Below are 16,363 nucleotides of genomic sequence, written 5' to 3'. Positions count from 1 at the left end.
ATTAATGATATGAACACCATCGTATTTGTTGAAGATGATCCCGAAGTTGGCTCACTGATTGCAGCCTATTTGGCCCGGCATGATATTGAGGTTATCCTTGAACCTCGTGGTGATTTGGCCGAGGAGAAAATCCTGCACGTTCAACCCGATCTGGTGTTATTAGATATCATGCTGCCGGGCAAAGACGGGATGACTATCTGCCGAGATTTACGCGGACGCTGGCAAGGCCCGATTGTCCTGCTCACCTCGCTGGACAGCGACATGAACCATATCCTGGCACTGGAAATGGGCGCCTGTGACTATATTCTGAAAACCACGCCGCCAGCGGTGCTGCTGGCTCGCCTGCGTCTGCACCTGCGTCAGAATGAGCACTCTGCCCAGTCTAAAGGCATTCAATCGGCGACCATCACACCGCACACAACGCTGCGCTTCGGCACACTCACTATCGACCCAACCAACCGCTCCGTGCTGCTCGGCGGCGAGCAAGTTTCTCTTTCCACCGCTGATTTTGAATTACTGTGGGAGTTGGCAACCCATGCCGGGCAGATTATGGACCGCGATGCGTTGCTTAAGAACCTACGTGGCGTAAGCTATGACGGCATGGATCGCAGCGTAGATGTCGCGATTTCCCGGTTACGCAAAAAACTGCTCGATAATGCGACTGAACCTTATCGAATCAAAACAGTGCGCAACAAAGGTTATCTCTTTGCACCTCACGCCTGGGACGACGAGCCACAGAAGTAATGCCATCGGGCCGATCTCATTGATCGGCTGGATTATTCACAATACGTTACACTGTCACTTAAAATCGTCTACAGAACAGGCATACAAACACCATCCGACGCCGTTCCACACTTTTTGTGTGGCTGTTACCCTCCCCCCTCCCTATAATCCGTCGCGGTCCTGAACCCGTATGGTTCATCATTTTTTTTCGCACTAACAAAACTCTTTCCGGCATTTCAGGTGCTGAATGAGGCAAGAGGCTACAATATGTTCGTTTCGCTCGCGTATATCGCGTTCTTTTTGGTTTGTTCATGGGCAATTTTCAGAATCAACCAAAAAAGTCACTCTCTTTCAAAAAGCGTCTTCATCGCTATTTTTACGGGTGCCGTTATCGGTTTATCCCTGCATCTCATTGCTGCTGACGAAAGAAAAACAGTTATCGACTGGTACAATGTTATCGGCAACGGCTATGTGAATTTACTGAAGCTGGTTGCGGTACCGCTGATTTTCATCTCTATTCTCTCTGCCATTAATAAGCTCGAAAACAGCGCAGGCATTGGGAAAATGTCGTTAACCATCGTCGGATGCATGCTCTGTCTGGTAATGATTGCCGGTTTTATTGGGCTGTTGACTGCGCATGTATTAGGCCTGGACGCCAGTGCGTTTGTTCATATGCATTCCACGCTGACGGCAGACGATGTAAATAAAACAGCCGCCATTTCACTGCCTAAACTGGTTACATCTCTGATCCCCACGAATATCTTCCTCGATCTAACAGGGGCCAGAAGCGTTTCCGTCATTGGCATTGTTATTTTCACCCTACTTGCCGGCGTGGCATTATTAAAGGTCAAACAGGACGCCCCGCAAGAAGGTGAAAAATTAAGTGCTGGCATTAACGCTATCCAGATTTGGGTGATGAAAATGGTGCGTATCGTTATTGCTCTCACCCCTTATGGTGTGATGGCATTAATGGCAGGCGTATTTTCCGCGTATCGATTTGAACAATTTGCCAGTCTGTTAGGCTTTATTGCTGCCTGTTACCTTGCGATTCTGATGATGTTTATCGTCCACGCACTGATACTGGTTCTGAGCGGTAATAATCCCGTTCACTATTTTAAAACTGTCTGGCCAGTTTTAACCTTTGCGTTTGTTTCACGCAGCAGTGCAGCATCTATTCCACTGGCTATTTCCGCACAAGAAAAATTTGGCGTGCAAAACACCATTGCCAATATTGCGGCTTCATTCGGCTCCAGCATGGGTCAAAATGGCTGTGCCGGGATCTATCCGGCTATTATGGTGGCGATGATTGCTCCAACAATTGGGATTGATCCGCTATCAGTACATTTTTTGCTCGCCATGCTACCTGCGATTGCGCTGGGTTCTATTGGGGTGGCGGGTGTAGGCGGTGGCGGAACATTTGCTGCGCTGATCGTCCTTTCAACACTGAACTTCCCGGTCGCGCTGGTGGGGATTTTCATTGCTATCGAGCCTGTCGTCGATATGGCCAGAACGGCATTAAACGTGAACGGTTCGATGATGTCTGGCGTGCTGGCTAACAGGCTCCTGAAAAAGAGTGCTGAAAAACCACAACCCGTGAACGCGAATTAGTCAGTCCTAAAAAGATCAAAGCCTTCCTGTTGCTGGAAGGCTTTCTTTTGTGTCAACTAAACGTCAGCCCGTCGTATTTTTTCCAACGGTAATTTACGGCAGAGATAATCCAGCAGCCGATAAAGACGCCAATAATCACAAAACCGACATTCCCCATATGGTCACTTAAATTGCTGACGGTATCCCACAAACCACCCTGAAGCGAAAACGCGTCAGAGAGAAGCCCCAGCGCCTCCAGTCCGCCAATAAATAGCGCCACAATCACGGAAGTCCCGGTAATGGTCATATTGTAATAGAGCTTGCGTTGCGGCTTATTGAACGCCCATCCGTAGGCCTCAACCATCAGAATACTGTCGAGACAATCAATTAACGCCATACCGCAGGTAAACAGCGCCGGGAACACGAGAATTGACCAAACCGACATGCCACTGGACGCGCTTGAAGCAGAAATTCCCAGCAAAGAAATTTCAGTGGCGGTATCAAAACCCAGACCAAAAAGAAAACCGACAAAATACATATGCCAGTCTTTGCCTACCAACCGAAACGCTGAGCGGAAAAGCCAGTTCAAAGGACCTGAAACTGTAATATCTTCCGTGGTGCCATCGTAAGTACCGGTGCGTTTAAGATGGCGGAATGCCTTCCAGACCTGGCAGAAAATAATGAGATTAATGGTAGCCAGAATCAGCAAAAACGCGGCAGAAACCGAAGTTCCTATCAGACCGCCGACATTCTGAAACCATGCCATATGTTGCTTAAACACGCTGGTGGTCAGTGCAATGCCAATGCTTGCCAGTACCACAATGGTGGAGTGCCCCAAAGAAAACCAGGCTCCCGTCGTCAGGGCGCGTTTTTTCTGCTGCATGAGTTTACGTGTAGCGCTGTCTATCGCGGCGATATGATCGGCATCGACAGCATGGCGCAAACCGTAGCACCACGCAATCAGACTCAGTGCAAGCAATGACGTGTTGTTACTAAACGCGGTGAAAGCCCACAGCCACGCCACGATGTTTGCCCCGATGAGTAAGACCATCAACAAAAGAATATTCGGGCGTTTTTTAAATAATGAAAACAATGCGTTCATTGTTTCCCGCCAATTAAATTTGAGCTAAACAACACACCACCACTCACTGATTAATTAATATAACGTTGATCAGGCTAATGATAACTCTTAAGAATTACTAACCCAGTGTCGTAGATCAAAGTTGATTATCACCTGAAGCAAGTTCCGCCATCGCTAGCTCCGCGATACGCAGAGGTACCGTTGCGCTGTCCCCCTCTTGCAGAAACCAGACGGACGACAACCCACACCAGGCAACAATCCACATCAGCAAACGTTGCCGTTCAATTCTTGCGATTTCAGACACAATGTTGACTCGTTGTGTGAATGTTCCCGGCTCAATGGCAACAGGTCTGGTGGGTTCGGCAAGATCAGGGTTAGTAAAAATATTGGCGTAATCAAAGCCACGCTCGCCTAGCAGCCCTTTGGGATCGATAGCAAGCCATCCTCTCGTTCCGAAATCAAGAATATTGCCGTGGTGTAGGTCACCGTGTAATACGACTTCATTATGGGGTGAAGATAGCAGTACATTTGCCACCGCTGCACAACGCGTCAGGATACCGCCATGCTTTTTCGCAGCAGGAGCCAGATCGCTAAACCAATGGTGCAGAGGTGTTAACGCTGGCGTAGACGCATTCCGGGAGAAATGGAGTCTACTGGCAGCATGGCAAATAATGCGACAAGCCTGCGCATCGTTACCAGTCCAGGACATGTCCGCTAAAGACCCTGTCCCTGTCGCACGTTCCAGCAGAATCGCCCCTGCTGCATGAGCAAGTACTTTCGCTGCGCCATTTCCGTTCCACCAGACCATGAGTTCACAGCCGATCCGTTCACTGTCATCGTCGGTGATTTTAAGTATGGCTTTCTGACCATCCCTGATGACTACTACAGGCAAAAGCTGTGATGTGTGCGTTTCAACCGGTTCACCATCTGGAGTGAGTCCCCAACGGTTGAGCCAGGTGTTGAACAGGCGACTTTCCAAACAATATCCTCATTTTTCTCTGGAAGATGGTAACCAAAAGGATCCGTGTCGGCATTATTCCTGTTTTCTTTTGGTTGAGCTACAGCCTCCCACATCCGTCATCACTGACTTAACGGGTAGAGCACTAACAGGCACATCCTTGTGTATCTGTGTGCCATGCTGACTGTGTTCGGTAAATAAGGAGGACACGATGATCACGTTATGCAAAACCTGTGGAACATCCTATGAGGTAACTGGCGCCCATCCGGAACAGTGCGATATCTGCCAGGATGAACGCCAGTATGTCCCTGCGAGCGGACAGGAATGGGTCGATTTTACCGCCCTGTGTGCATCGCATACAAATAAGTGGAAGCAACACGATAGTACTCTCCTCAGCATCCGCACCGTTCCTGATTTTGCAATTGATCAGCGCGCGTTTATTCTGCGTACCTCTGAAGGCAATATTTTATGGGACTGCATTGCCTCGCTCGACGATGCCACAAAAACGCTAATAACGTCCCTTGGCGGGCTTAAGGCTATCGCGATATCGCATCCTCATTACTACACCACCATGCAGGACTGGGCTGCAGAATTTAACGCGCCGATTTACCTTCATGCCAGCGACAGAAGGTGGGTAATGCGCGACAGCCCGTGGATTAGATTCTGGGATGGCGATACCATCGAGTTAACCCGTGACGTCACGGTGATACGTCTCGGCGGACACTTTGCTGGAGGCTGCGTCCTGCACTGGGCGCGTGACGAAGGCGTGGTGCTTTCCGGCGACATCGTCCAGGTTACGCCAGGTGCGCATGCCGTCTCCTTTATGTGGAGCTACCCTAATATGCTACCGTTGCCAGCTGCAACGGTCAGCAACATTACCCAGAGACTGAGTACAGTGAAATTTAAGCAACTTTACGGCGCATTTGCAGGAAAAGATATTACGCAAAATGCCGATGAAATTGTGCGGCGTTCAGGTGAAAAGTATATTTCCTGCCTCAGATAAACCGGCAGTTTATTCACCAACCAGACTCAGGAAGGTAAAAATGGATAGAACTGATAAACCACGCCCATCACAGAAATACTCACTATCACACTGATAATGAAGTAGGATTTGAAAGGCTGCTTTTGTGTTTTATGGCGAAAGATTTGTTGACCCGCTATCGCGCCACCCCATCCGCCCACAACGCCAAACACCAGCAATGTGGATTCCGGCACTCTACGCCAGTCCTTGCGTGCCGCCATTTTGTCCACGCCGTATAACAGCAACGTCAGTATGTTGGCGAGTAGAAACCATATAACAAGAGGGTGAGCGGTGAAAATGCAGCCGATCGCTGCAAAAATGAGTAGCGAATAACAACAGCGATTGAGATTCATATTTTCAGTCACAGCACTTTTCAGGAAGTTTCGTCACTCATTATACGCAAGGTCAGTCATCCCTGCCATGGGTGAGAATGCCCCTTTTATTTTTATGTCTATATCCCCAGAAATAGCGGAAATTCTCTGGTCTGCGGCGTACCTAACAATTCAAAACAAGAGAACCGTTTTCATTTATTCAGAACAAATGGTAATTTATTAAATCCAAATGGATAAATTGTTCTGGAGTCGCAGGGATGAGAAAATACTCATATCCATATTTGTTTTTTGTCACCGTCTTATCTCTCGGCGCAATTTTTCTTTTTTACTGGTGGAAGGTAACGATATACAGAGCGACTTTTCTCTACCCGCTCACATCCAAATACCTCATGCTTATTTCTCTGGCAGTGTCATTTTTTATTACCTTATTTCTGGTAGGTAATGGGATAATGAAAAAAAGTCCCTTCCAAACTTATCTGAAATTATTTGGTAGCATCAGCATTGTCATGGTGCTGTTTTCAGTGATCACAGTTATGGCGATAACCTGGTTCATTCCAGGTGTCCCCTCGTCCTATACCGCTCCATACACCTACTCTACAGGAAGTTCTAAAAGCTGTTCGGGGGCTGATGTTGACGATCCGGATCTCGGGACTAACATCAGAATTTGCTATCCCGAAGGTAACTACGAATATAACAACACAATCTACGTTGAGAAACGAAGTAACCTTTTAGGTGCGGTCGTAACATACGCCAGAACAACCCCATCCCGATTTTGATTAACTTGCCGCGTACAAAGCAATGCGTTATCAAGCGAAAGGTCATTTCGCCCCCGTAGGGGCCATAAGAATGCAGAAAAGAGTTATACAGTGTACTCTGCCTGGATAAACACGCCAGATGGTGATCAGATAACCTTTCGGCGGATACTGCTGTGCCCCTTTTCCCCTGAGGGACACGAGAACTCGCTAACTTATTGAGCGTTCGGTGATTTTTATGAAGAAACTGTTTGTGCAGTTTTACCTCCTGCTGTTTGTCTGCTTTTTGGTGATGACCCTGTTGGTCGGCCTGGTATACAAATTCACCGCAGAACGCGCAGGCAGACAGTCGCTCGACGATTTGATGAAAAGCTCGTTGTACCTGATGCGCAGTGAACTACGCGAAATCCCGCCACGCGATTGGGGTAAGACGCTGAAGGAAATGGACTTAAACCTCTCATTTGACCTGCGTGTTGAACCGCTGAATAAGTACACACTAGATGCCCCAACCATGCAGCGTTTGCGCGAAGGCGATATTGTGGCACTTGACGATCAATACACCTTTATTCAACGCATTCCTCGCAGCCATTATGTGCTGGCCGTCGGCCCGGTTCCTTACCTCTATTTTCTTCATCAAATGCGCCTGCTGGACATCGCGCTGATGGCGTTTATTGCTATCTCACTGGCCTTCCCGGTACTGATCTGGATGCGTCCACACTGGCAAGAAATGCTAAGACTCGAATCCGCCGCACAACGTTTTGGCGAAGGACATCTGAGTGAACGCCTTCATTTTGACAACGGTTCCAGCTTCGAACGCCTGGGCGTAGCGTTTAACCAAATGGCCGACAATATCAATGCGCTGATCGCCAGTAAAAAACAGCTCATCGATGGTATTGCCCATGAGCTTCGTACTCCGCTGGTACGTTTACGTTACCGGCTGGAAATGAGTGATAACCTCACCGGGCAGGAATCTCAGGCGCTTAATCGTGATATCGGCCAACTGGAAGCGTTGATCGAAGAGTTACTGACCTACGCCCGCCTGGATCGCCCGCAAAATGAACTGAAGCTCAGCGTACCTGACCTGCCTGTTTGGTTGACAACCCATCTGGAGGATGTGCAAAGCGTGAATCCTGGCCGTGCGGTGCACTTACGTCATCTCGAAACTGGCGACTACGGCGCGTTGGATATGCGCCTGATGGAGCGGGTCCTGGATAATTTGCTGAACAATGCCCTGCGCTATTGCCAGTCTACAGTGCAAGCCAGTCTGCTGCTGAACGGCAATCAAGCCACGCTGGTAGTGGAAGACGACGGTCCCGGTATTGCACCAGACGCTCGTGAACAGGTTTTTGAACCGTTTGTACGCCTTGACCCCAGCCGTGACCGGGCAACCGGGGGTTGTGGGCTTGGGTTAGCCATCGTCCACTCAATTGCTTTGGCTATGGGGGGGACGGTCGTCTGTGATGAAAGTGAACTTGGCGGCGCCCGGTTTACTTTCCGTTGGCCCGTCTGGCATAACATTCCCGAAATCTCAGCTGCCTGACCTTTTCTGCTCGGTGGTCAGGCGGCGGAGGTTGTGCTATAAAAAAGTATGTTGTAACTAAAATGGTAAACCTATGGCCCGTTACGATCTTGTTGACCGCCTGAACGGCACCTTTCGCCAGATGGAACAAGAACTGGCACTTTTGAACGAAAACCTGTTGCAGCAGACGCTGCTGATTGCGCGCGTATTCTCGTTACCGGAAGTGGTTAAAGAGGCAGAGCATGCCCCTCTGCAGAGCATTAATGTTAAGCAGCATTTAGGCAAAGAGGCTGAAGCGCTGGCACTGCTCCATTACCGTCACCTGTTTATTCAGCAGCAGTCCGAAAACCGCAGCAGCAAAGCAGCCGTCCGCCTACCGGGTGTATTGTGCTATCAGGTTGATAACGCGGCGCAATGTACTCTGGAAGAACAAATCCAGCGTATAAACCAGTTGAAAACCACCTTCGAGCGCATTGTTACAGTGGAATCAGGGCTGGCGCCGGCAGCACGTTTCGAATGGGTGCATCGTCATCTGCCAGGGCTGATTACTCTGAATGCCTATCGCACGCTAACCGTAGTCCGCGATCCGGCCACCCTACGATTTGGCTGGGCTAATAAGCACATCATTAAAAACCTGAAACGCGATGAAATACTGCAGCAACTGGAAAAAAGCCTGACGTCACCGCGCAGCGTACATCCCTGGACACGTGAAGAATGGCAGGCGAAGCTTGAACGCGAATATCAGGATATCGCTGCCTTACCACAGCAAGCCCGCCTGAAGATTAAAAGGCCGGTAAAAGTGCAGCCTATTGCCCGCGTCTGGTACAAAGGAGAGCAAAAACAGGTGCAATATGCCTGCCCGACGCCGCTGATTGCTTTGCTTAATAACGACAACGGTATGACCGTACCGGATATCGGTGAGTTACTGAATTACGATGCCGAAAACGTTCAGCATCGTTTTAAACCTCAGGCGCAGCCGTTGAGATTGATTATTCCCCGGCTGCACCTGTACGTTGCGGATTAACTGCCTGGCCGCATGCTGCCAACCATCAGCTCCGGGCGTACCCAGCTGTCGAACTCCGCTTCGGTTAGATATCCCAGCGCCAGAGCGGAGGCTTTTAAGGTCAGCCCTTCTTTATGGGCTTTTTTGGCAATTTCAGCCGCTTTATCGTAACCGATATGGGTATTGAGCGCGGTCACCAGCATTAGCGACTCGTTGAGCAGTTGATCGATTCGTTCACGATTAGGCTCAATCCCCGTCGCGCAATGTTCATTGAAGCTTTCCATACCGTCCGCCAGCAGGCGTACCGATTGCAGGAAGTTGTGGATGACCATTGGTCGATAAACGTTGAGCTCAAAGTTACCTGACGCTCCGCCCATGTTGATGGCGACATCGTTGCCCATCACCTGGCAGCAAAGCATAGTCAGCGCTTCACACTGGGTTGGATTGACCTTGCCCGGCATGATCGAGCTGCCCGGTTCGTTTTCCGGAATTGAAATTTCGCCAATACCACACCGGGGACCGGATGCCAGCCAGCGTACATCGTTGGCGATTTTCATCAGCGACGCTGCCAGTCCTTTTAGCGCGCCGTGAGCATGAACCAGGGCATCGCAGGTGGCGAGCGCTTCAAATTTATTCGGTGCGGTAACGAACGGCGCACAGGTGATGACCCGCAGTTCATCCGCAACCCGGCGGGCGTATTCGGGATGAGTGTTCAGTCCGGTACCTACCGCGGTTCCCCCCAACGCCAGCTCCGCCACGTGTGGTAAGCTGTTTTCAATGTGTCTGAGGTTATGTTCTAGCATTGCTACCCAGCCGGAAATCTCCTGGCCAAGCGTAAGTGGAGTTGCATCTTGCAGATGTGTACGACCAATTTTAACGATATCGGCGAAAGCGTGGGACTTATCACTGAGCGTTTTGGTCAACACATTTAATTGAGGGATCAGTGATTTACGCAGCGCCAGCAGTGCGGCAACGTGCATTGCGGTCGGGAAGACATCGTTCGAGCTTTGGCTTTTATTGACATCATCGTTGGGGTGTACTTTTCGCTCCATCCCCCGCACGCCGCCCAGCAACTCGCTGGCCCGGTTTGCCAACACCTCGTTCATGTTCATATTGCTTTGCGTGCCGGACCCAGTTTGCCAGATGGCCAGCGGGAACTCATCGCGGTGTTTATCTGCCAACACCTCATCTGCAGCCTGCATAATAGCCCTGGCTTTATCCTCAGCCAGCAGCCCAAGATCCTGGTTAACCTTTGCTGCGGCGCGTTTCGTCAGCGCCAGCGCATGGATCAACGAGACCGGCATTTTCTCCGTAGAGATACGAAAATGTTCCAGTGAACGTTGGGTTTGCGCGCCCCAAAGCTTATCGGCAGGAACATCAATCGCCCCCATTGAATCATTCTCGCGGCGTACCGTTACCATTACCTGCTCCTTACATTAACAGTTGATTAGGTTATGTTTCGACATTGCCCACTTGCGTTGGTCTTATGAGTATTAACGAGGATAAAACTGTCGTTTGGTGGTTCGTGCGGTAAAAAAAACCGCCCCGAAGGGCGGTTGACGTTACTTAACGCAGCGTGCGCACTGCGACGTCTGAATTTGCTGGAAGAAATCATTGCCTTTGTCATCCACCAGGATAAACGCCGGGAAATCTTCCACTTCAATTTTCCAGATGGCTTCCATCCCGAGTTCCGGGTATTCCACGCACTCCAGACTCTTGATACTGCCCTGGGCCAGCACCGCGGCAGGGCCGCCAATACTGCCTAAATAGAAGCCGCCATGTTTATGGCAAGCATCGGTCACCTGCTGGCTACGGTTGCCTTTCGCCAGCATAATCATGCTCCCACCAGCGGCCTGAAGCTGGTCAACATACGAGTCCATACGTCCGGCCGTGGTTGGGCCAAGCGAACCAGAGGCGTAGCCTTCCGGCGTTTTTGCCGGACCGGCGTAATAGATCGGGTGATCTTTAACATACTGCGGCAAACTTTCACCGTTATCCAGACGTTCTTTCAGTTTCGCATGCGCAATATCACGGCCAACAATAATTGTACCGTTGAGTGACAAACGCGTAGAGACCGGATACTGCGACAGCTGGGCCAGGATCTCTTTCATCGGACGATTGAGATCAACGCGCACCGCTTCGCCCTCTCCCGCCTGACGCAACTCTTCTGGAATGTACTTACCTGGATTATGTTCCAGTTTTTCGATCCAGATACCTTCACGGTTGATCTTGGCTTTGATATTTCGATCGGCTGAGCAAGAGACGCCCATACCAACCGGACACGACGCGCCGTGACGCGGCAGGCGGATCACGCGGATATCATGCGCGAAGTACTTCCCGCCAAACTGCGCACCCAGCCCCAAATTCTGCGCTTCAATCAGCAGCTCTTTTTCCAGCTCCACATCACGGAATGCCTGCCCATGCTCGTTACCTTCGGTCGGCAGCTCATCGTAGTATTTAGCCGAAGCCAGTTTTACCGTTTTCAGCGTAGCTTCCGCTGACGTTCCGCCGATCACAAACGCAATGTGATACGGCGGACAAGCCGCAGTACCCAGCGTACGCATCTTTTCAACCAGATAATTTTTTAATTTGCCCGGCGTGAGCAGCGCTTTGGTTTCCTGGTACAGATAGGTTTTGTTCGCCGAACCGCCACCTTTGGCAATACACAGGAATTTGTATTCATCGCCGTCGACGGTATACAAATCAATCTGTGCTGGCAGGTTGGTGCCGGTGTTCACCTCTTTATACATATCCAGCGCTGCGTTTTGTGAATAGCGCAGGTTGTCTTCGATGTAGGTGTTATAGACGCCTCGAGCCAGCGCCTCCTCATCGCCACCACCGGTCCAGACACGCTGACCTTTTTTACCCACGATAATCGCGGTTCCGGTGTCCTGACAGGTCGGCAAAATGCCTTTTGCCGCGATGTCAGAGTTACGCAGAAATTGCAGGGCCACATACTTGTCGTTTTCGCTGGCCTCCGGGTCGCGCAGAATATCGGCTACCTGCTGTTGATGTGCGGGACGCAGCATAAACGACGCATCATGAAAGGCCTGACGAGCCAGCAGGGTTAAAGCTTGTGGCGCGACTTTAACAATCTCCTGCCCTTCAAATTCGGCAACAGAGACATAGTCGCTGGTCAGCAGATAGTATTCGGTATCATCCTTTTTGAGGGGGAAAGGATGCTGATAATGAAAGGGTTTGTTTGACATTGTGCTCTCACTTACTGCTCGGTCTGGTTATTCTCTGGGCAGATGTTCCGTTGCCCTGCTTCCCTGCCGCAGATCCGGTTGTAGAAGGAAGGGCTGTCTGCAACCGGAATCACTCAGGGTATTAAAAGCGAGTCTCCATATCCTACACATTTTTTTAACAAAAACTGAGACAAGTACGACTTTTTACATGTGCAGGTTACTTCCCTCAGGGTTTCTTGGTTTAATAGCCGTAGAAAATTCCACATTGAAACAGGGCTTGATAATGCAAAAACTCATCAACTCAGTGCAAAACTACGCCTGGGGAAGTAAAACGGCGTTAACGGAACTCTATGGCATTGCCAACCCCACTCAGCAACCGATGGCTGAGCTGTGGATGGGTGCGCATCCGAAAAGCAGTTCGCAGGTTCTGGGCGCTGACGGCCAGACGGTTGCTCTGCGCGACGTTATCGAGCACGATAAATCCGCCCTGCTGGGCGATGCCGTTGCGCAGCGTTTTGGTGAGCTGCCCTTCCTGTTTAAAGTGCTCTGCGCTGCACAACCGCTTTCGATTCAGGTTCATCCTAACAAGCACAACTCTGAAATTGGATTTGCCAAAGAAAACGCCGCAGGGATCCCGATGGATGCGGCTGAGCGCAACTACAAAGATCCTAACCACAAACCAGAACTGGTTTTTGCTTTGACGCCTTTCCTGGCGATGAACGCATTCCGCGAGTTCTCTGACATTGTTGCATTGTTACAACCCGTCTCCGCCGCACATCCGGCTATTGCGCATTTCCTGGAAGAGCCGAGTGCAGAACGTCTGAGCTATCTTTTCGCCAGCTTGCTGAATATGCAGGCTGAGGAGAAATCCCATGCGTTGGCGATCCTGAAATCAGCGCTGAACAGCCAGCAGGGTGAACCCTGGCAAACCATCCGTCTGATCGCCGACGTCTACCCGAACGACAGTGGGCTCTTCTCCCCGCTGCTGCTCAATGTGGTGAAACTCAATCCAGGCGAAGCTATGTTCTTATTTGCCGAAACCCCGCATGCTTACCTGCAAGGTGTGGCGCTTGAGGTGATGGCTAACTCGGACAACGTGCTGCGTGCCGGACTGACGCCAAAATATATTGATATCCCGGAACTGGTCGCCAACGTACAGTTTGTCGCCAAGCCAGCAAACCAGTTACTGACCACGCCGGTTAAGTCTGATGGCGAACTGGACTTCCCGATCCCGGTTGACGATTTTGCGTTCTCCCTGCATGAGCTTACTACCAGTGGCGCAGATATCAGCCAGCAAAGTGCGGCCATTTTGTTCTGCATAGAAGGTGAAGCTGTACTGAGCAAAGGCGAGCAACGTCTGGTTCTGCGACCGGGTGAATCGGCCTTTATTGGCGCGAATGAATCTCCGGTTAACATCAGTGGCGCAGGTCGTTTAGCCCGGGTTTATAACAAGCTTTAGCAAGATACTGATATTTTTAACAACTCTTGCTAAGCTGTAGTAAGTTAAAGACATGTCACTCCTCCAGGCGTCTTCAAACGCCTGGTTTTATTTTATGGATATCAAAATGAAAAAATCGCTGGTAGCTGCGGGTGTGGTGGTTGCGCTGGGTATCGTCTGGACGGGCGGCGCCTGGTACACAGGAAAGAAACTCGAAACGCATCTCGCCGAGATGGTGACGCAGGCAAACGATCAGTTAAAACGTTTCTCCCCTGAGGCGGGTATTGAACTGAGTTATCAAAACTACCAGCGCGGGGTGTTCAATAGCCAACTGCAATTGGTGGTGAAACCAATAGCCGGGCAGGCAGATTCCTGGCTGAAACCTGGGCAAAGTATTGTCCTGGATGAAACGGTGGATCACGGCCCCTTCCCACTGGCCCAACTGAAGTCACTGAATCTGGTTCCGGCTATGGCCTCCGTGAAAACGACGCTGGTGAATAACGACGTTACCAAACCGCTGTTTGATATTGCCAAGGGTGAGTCGCCATTTGTCATTAACTCCCGTATCAGCTACAGCGGCGATACCCGTTCCGATCTTTCCCTTAAACCACTGAACTACGAGAAAGGCGACGAAAAAGTAGCCTTCAGCGGCGGGGAATTCCAGTTTACAGCAGACAAAGAAGGTAACGCTGTCTCGCTGACAGGCAATGCGCAAAGCGGCGTGGTCAATGCTGTCAACGAGTATGACCAGAAAGTACAAATGACTTTCAATAATCTGAAGACTGAGGGTTCCAGCAGTATTGCCAGCTTTGGTGAGCGCATCGGCGACCAGAAATTGTCACTCGAAAAACTGTCGATCTCGGTCGAGGGTAAAGAGTTGGCGGTTCTGGAGGGCATGGGTATCGATGGCAAATCCGATCTGGTTAACGACGGTAAAACTGTCAACAGTCAGCTGGATTACACGCTGAACAGCCTTAAATTACAGGGCCAGGATATGGGTAGCGGTAAGCTGACGCTGAAAGTTGCCCAGATTGACGGTGAAGCCCTGCATCAGTTCAGTCAGCAGTATAGCGCCCAAACCAAGGCGCTGATGGCGCAGATCGATGTGGTACAAAATCCTGAGCTTTATCAGCAAAAAGTCACCGAAGCTTTCTTCAATGCGCTGCCGATACTGATGAAAGGCGAGCCGGTTATCACCATTGCCCCGCTGAGCTGGAAAAATGCGAAAGGTGAAACCGCATTTAATCTGTCACTGCTGCTAAAAGATCCGACAGCAAATACTGAGGAACCACAAACGCTGGCTCAGGAAGTGGATCGTTCGGTCAAATCACTGGATGCAAAGCTGACGATTCCGGTCGATATGGCGACTGAGTTCATGACGCAGATCGCCAAAATTGAAGGCTATCAGCAGGAGCAAGCGGCCGATCTTGCGAAGCAACAGGTGAATGGCCTGGCGGCAATGGGTCAGATGTTCCGTATTACAACGATGCAGGACAACGTCATCGGCTCCAGCCTGCAATACGCAAACGGACAGGTTACGTTAAACGGACAAAAAATGCCGCTGGATGAGTTTGTTGGCATGTTCGGTATGCCTTCTCTCGGCGAACCGGATGCCCCGGCTATCCCGCAACAGTAAATACGCGTGACAAAAGGCCCGATAACCGTGTGTTTATCGGGCCTTTTTTATTTGGCCACCACCAGACGAGCGGAAAGCGTCAGGTTACGCGAATGACCATCATCGTGCCCAATGCGCTGCAGCATGCGCTCAGCAAGGGTATATCCCATTTCACGCGCAGGCGTGCAGGCCCAAATAATGGGGATATCGTCCAGTGCATTTTCCGCTACATCGGCAAATCCCGCTAAGGAGATCTGCTGTTCGAAATAGCGATCTACGCCAATTTCACCACTCTGACGCCCTGCTCTCATCAGGCCAAACCAGGCGCCAACGGCAATGGTTTCGTTGTAGCACACCACAGCGCTGATCGTTGGGTTACGACGTAACAGCGCGGTTACCTCCTCTGCGGCCTGCTTCTGGCTGGATGAACACTCCAGCACCCAGTCGCTATGAAACGGTAAACCATACTTTAGCAACGTCGTACAATAGCCGCCGACACGCTCTGCGCGAGTCAATGAGGAACTCTGCCCCCCCAACCACGCGATTCTCTGATGCCCGTGGCGGATAAGATGTTCAACCAGCAATTGCGAAGCCTGCATGTTGTCAGGTCTGACGGTGTCGGCATCATCCAGGTAGCTTGCCCGAGAGGCAAACACCACCGGAATCCCCTTATCGGCGGCCAGTTGTTGTAGGTCGTCGCTACTGCCGGCAGCCCCGGCGATCACCACACCATCAACTCCTTGATTTAGCAACATAGCGAAACGCTGCGCGAGCTGTTCGCCATCTTTGCCACCATGTAATAAAAAGACCATGCGCCCCTGCGCTTCTAATGCTTCCGTCAGACCCGCTGTCAACTCGGCGTAAAACGGCGTAGAAAGATCGCGCACAATCAAACCAATTACCCCGCTCTGCCCGCCACGCAGCGCCGATGCCTGGCGATTACGCACAAATCCGAGTTGCTCAATAGCGGCATTCACGCGTTCGCCTGTTGCGGATGAAATACGACCTTTTCCACTAAGCACCAATGAGACAGTACTGACCGAAACGCCCGCGGCCAGCGCAACATCATGGATGGTTATTTTTTTGGCTATAGCCATAAAAACGGAAAACTCCCTGATAACGTGACGGATAAAACGTTTTATCAAT

The 16,363-nt window shown here is 50.7% G+C and carries 14 protein-coding genes; 8 read left to right on the top strand and 6 right to left on the bottom strand.

Going from position 1 to position 16,363, the window contains the following annotated elements:
* Positions 1-9 precede the first annotated feature (9 nt).
* Both rstA and OGV89_RS22840 read left to right on the top strand, forming a co-directional pair.
* Positions 10-744, top strand: coding sequence for a two-component system response regulator RstA (rstA, locus tag OGV89_RS22845; protein WP_003028952.1), 735 nt, complete (start codon positions 10-12; stop codon positions 742-744).
* A 246-nt stretch (positions 745-990) separates the two neighbouring features.
* Complete coding sequence (locus OGV89_RS22840; RefSeq protein ID WP_003843566.1) at positions 991-2,331, top strand: L-cystine transporter; 1,341 nt, start codon at positions 991-993, stop codon at positions 2,329-2,331.
* 52 nt (positions 2,332-2,383) lie between these two features.
* On the opposite strand, the gene OGV89_RS22835 is transcribed toward OGV89_RS22840, so the two are convergent.
* A complete protein-coding gene (locus OGV89_RS22835) occupies positions 2,384-3,412 on the bottom strand; it encodes a HoxN/HupN/NixA family nickel/cobalt transporter (protein WP_003028954.1) in 1,029 nt (342 codons plus the stop codon).
* Positions 3,413-3,527: 115 nt separating this feature from the next.
* On the bottom strand, positions 3,528-4,370 hold the full coding sequence (locus tag OGV89_RS22830) for an aminoglycoside phosphotransferase family protein (protein ID WP_136397347.1): 843 nt from the start codon (positions 4,368-4,370) through the stop codon (positions 3,528-3,530).
* Positions 4,371-4,560: 190 nt separating this feature from the next.
* Here OGV89_RS22830 and OGV89_RS22825 point away from each other — a divergent pair, with 190 nt between their 5' ends.
* Positions 4,561-5,352 (top strand): MBL fold metallo-hydrolase, encoded by a 792-nt coding sequence (locus OGV89_RS22825; protein ID WP_003028958.1) that lies wholly within the window; start codon positions 4,561-4,563, stop codon positions 5,350-5,352.
* A gap of 26 nt (positions 5,353-5,378) precedes the next feature.
* Here OGV89_RS22825 and OGV89_RS22820 read toward each other — a convergent pair whose 3' ends face one another.
* Complete coding sequence (locus OGV89_RS22820) at positions 5,379-5,723, bottom strand: DUF1294 domain-containing protein (protein ID WP_136397401.1); 345 nt, start codon at positions 5,721-5,723, stop codon at positions 5,379-5,381.
* 236 nt (positions 5,724-5,959) lie between these two features.
* On the opposite strand from OGV89_RS22820, the gene OGV89_RS22945 reads away from it, so the two are divergent.
* From OGV89_RS22945 to tus, 3 genes are all read left to right on the top strand, one after another.
* Entirely contained in the window at positions 5,960-6,478 is a 519-nt protein-coding gene (locus OGV89_RS22945) for a hypothetical protein (RefSeq protein ID WP_136397346.1), read from the top strand.
* Between the two features lie 214 nt (positions 6,479-6,692).
* Positions 6,693-7,994: a two-component system sensor histidine kinase RstB gene (gene rstB, locus OGV89_RS22815; RefSeq protein ID WP_048241640.1), complete on the top strand. Its 1,302-nt coding sequence runs from the start codon at positions 6,693-6,695 to the stop codon at positions 7,992-7,994.
* 73 nt (positions 7,995-8,067) lie between these two features.
* Positions 8,068-8,997, top strand: coding sequence for a DNA replication terminus site-binding protein (gene tus, locus OGV89_RS22810; RefSeq protein WP_213180325.1), 930 nt, complete (start codon positions 8,068-8,070; stop codon positions 8,995-8,997).
* On the opposite strand, the gene fumC is transcribed toward tus, so the two are convergent.
* On the bottom strand, positions 8,994-10,397 hold the full coding sequence (gene fumC / locus OGV89_RS22805; RefSeq protein WP_003028966.1) for a class II fumarate hydratase: 1,404 nt from the start codon (positions 10,395-10,397) through the stop codon (positions 8,994-8,996). The genes tus and fumC overlap by 4 nt on opposite strands.
* A gap of 141 nt (positions 10,398-10,538) precedes the next feature.
* Positions 10,539-12,185 (bottom strand): class I fumarate hydratase, encoded by a 1,647-nt coding sequence (gene fumB / locus OGV89_RS22800; protein WP_003028969.1) that lies wholly within the window; start codon positions 12,183-12,185, stop codon positions 10,539-10,541.
* Positions 12,186-12,447: 262 nt separating this feature from the next.
* Here fumB and manA point away from each other — a divergent pair, with 262 nt between their 5' ends.
* A complete protein-coding gene (manA, locus tag OGV89_RS22795) occupies positions 12,448-13,623 on the top strand; it encodes a mannose-6-phosphate isomerase (protein ID WP_046670641.1) in 1,176 nt (391 codons plus the stop codon).
* Positions 13,624-13,729: 106 nt separating this feature from the next.
* The gene (locus tag OGV89_RS22790; protein ID WP_003028973.1) at positions 13,730-15,238 is read left to right on the top strand and encodes a YdgA family protein; all 1,509 of its coding nucleotides are present in this window, start codon (positions 13,730-13,732) and stop codon (positions 15,236-15,238) included.
* 47 nt (positions 15,239-15,285) lie between these two features.
* Here the strand turns inward: OGV89_RS22790 and OGV89_RS22785 are convergent, their stop codons facing one another.
* Entirely contained in the window at positions 15,286-16,314 is a 1,029-nt protein-coding gene (locus tag OGV89_RS22785) for a Mal regulon transcriptional regulator MalI (protein WP_032935811.1), read from the bottom strand.
* Positions 16,315-16,363 lie beyond the last annotated feature (49 nt).

This window comes from Citrobacter sp. Cf125 (assembly GCF_030333935.1).
Classification (GTDB): Bacteria; Pseudomonadota; Gammaproteobacteria; order Enterobacterales; family Enterobacteriaceae; genus Citrobacter; species Citrobacter freundii.
Note: the sequence above shows the minus strand (reverse complement) of the source record. Positions and strands in the feature narration are given on the sequence as shown.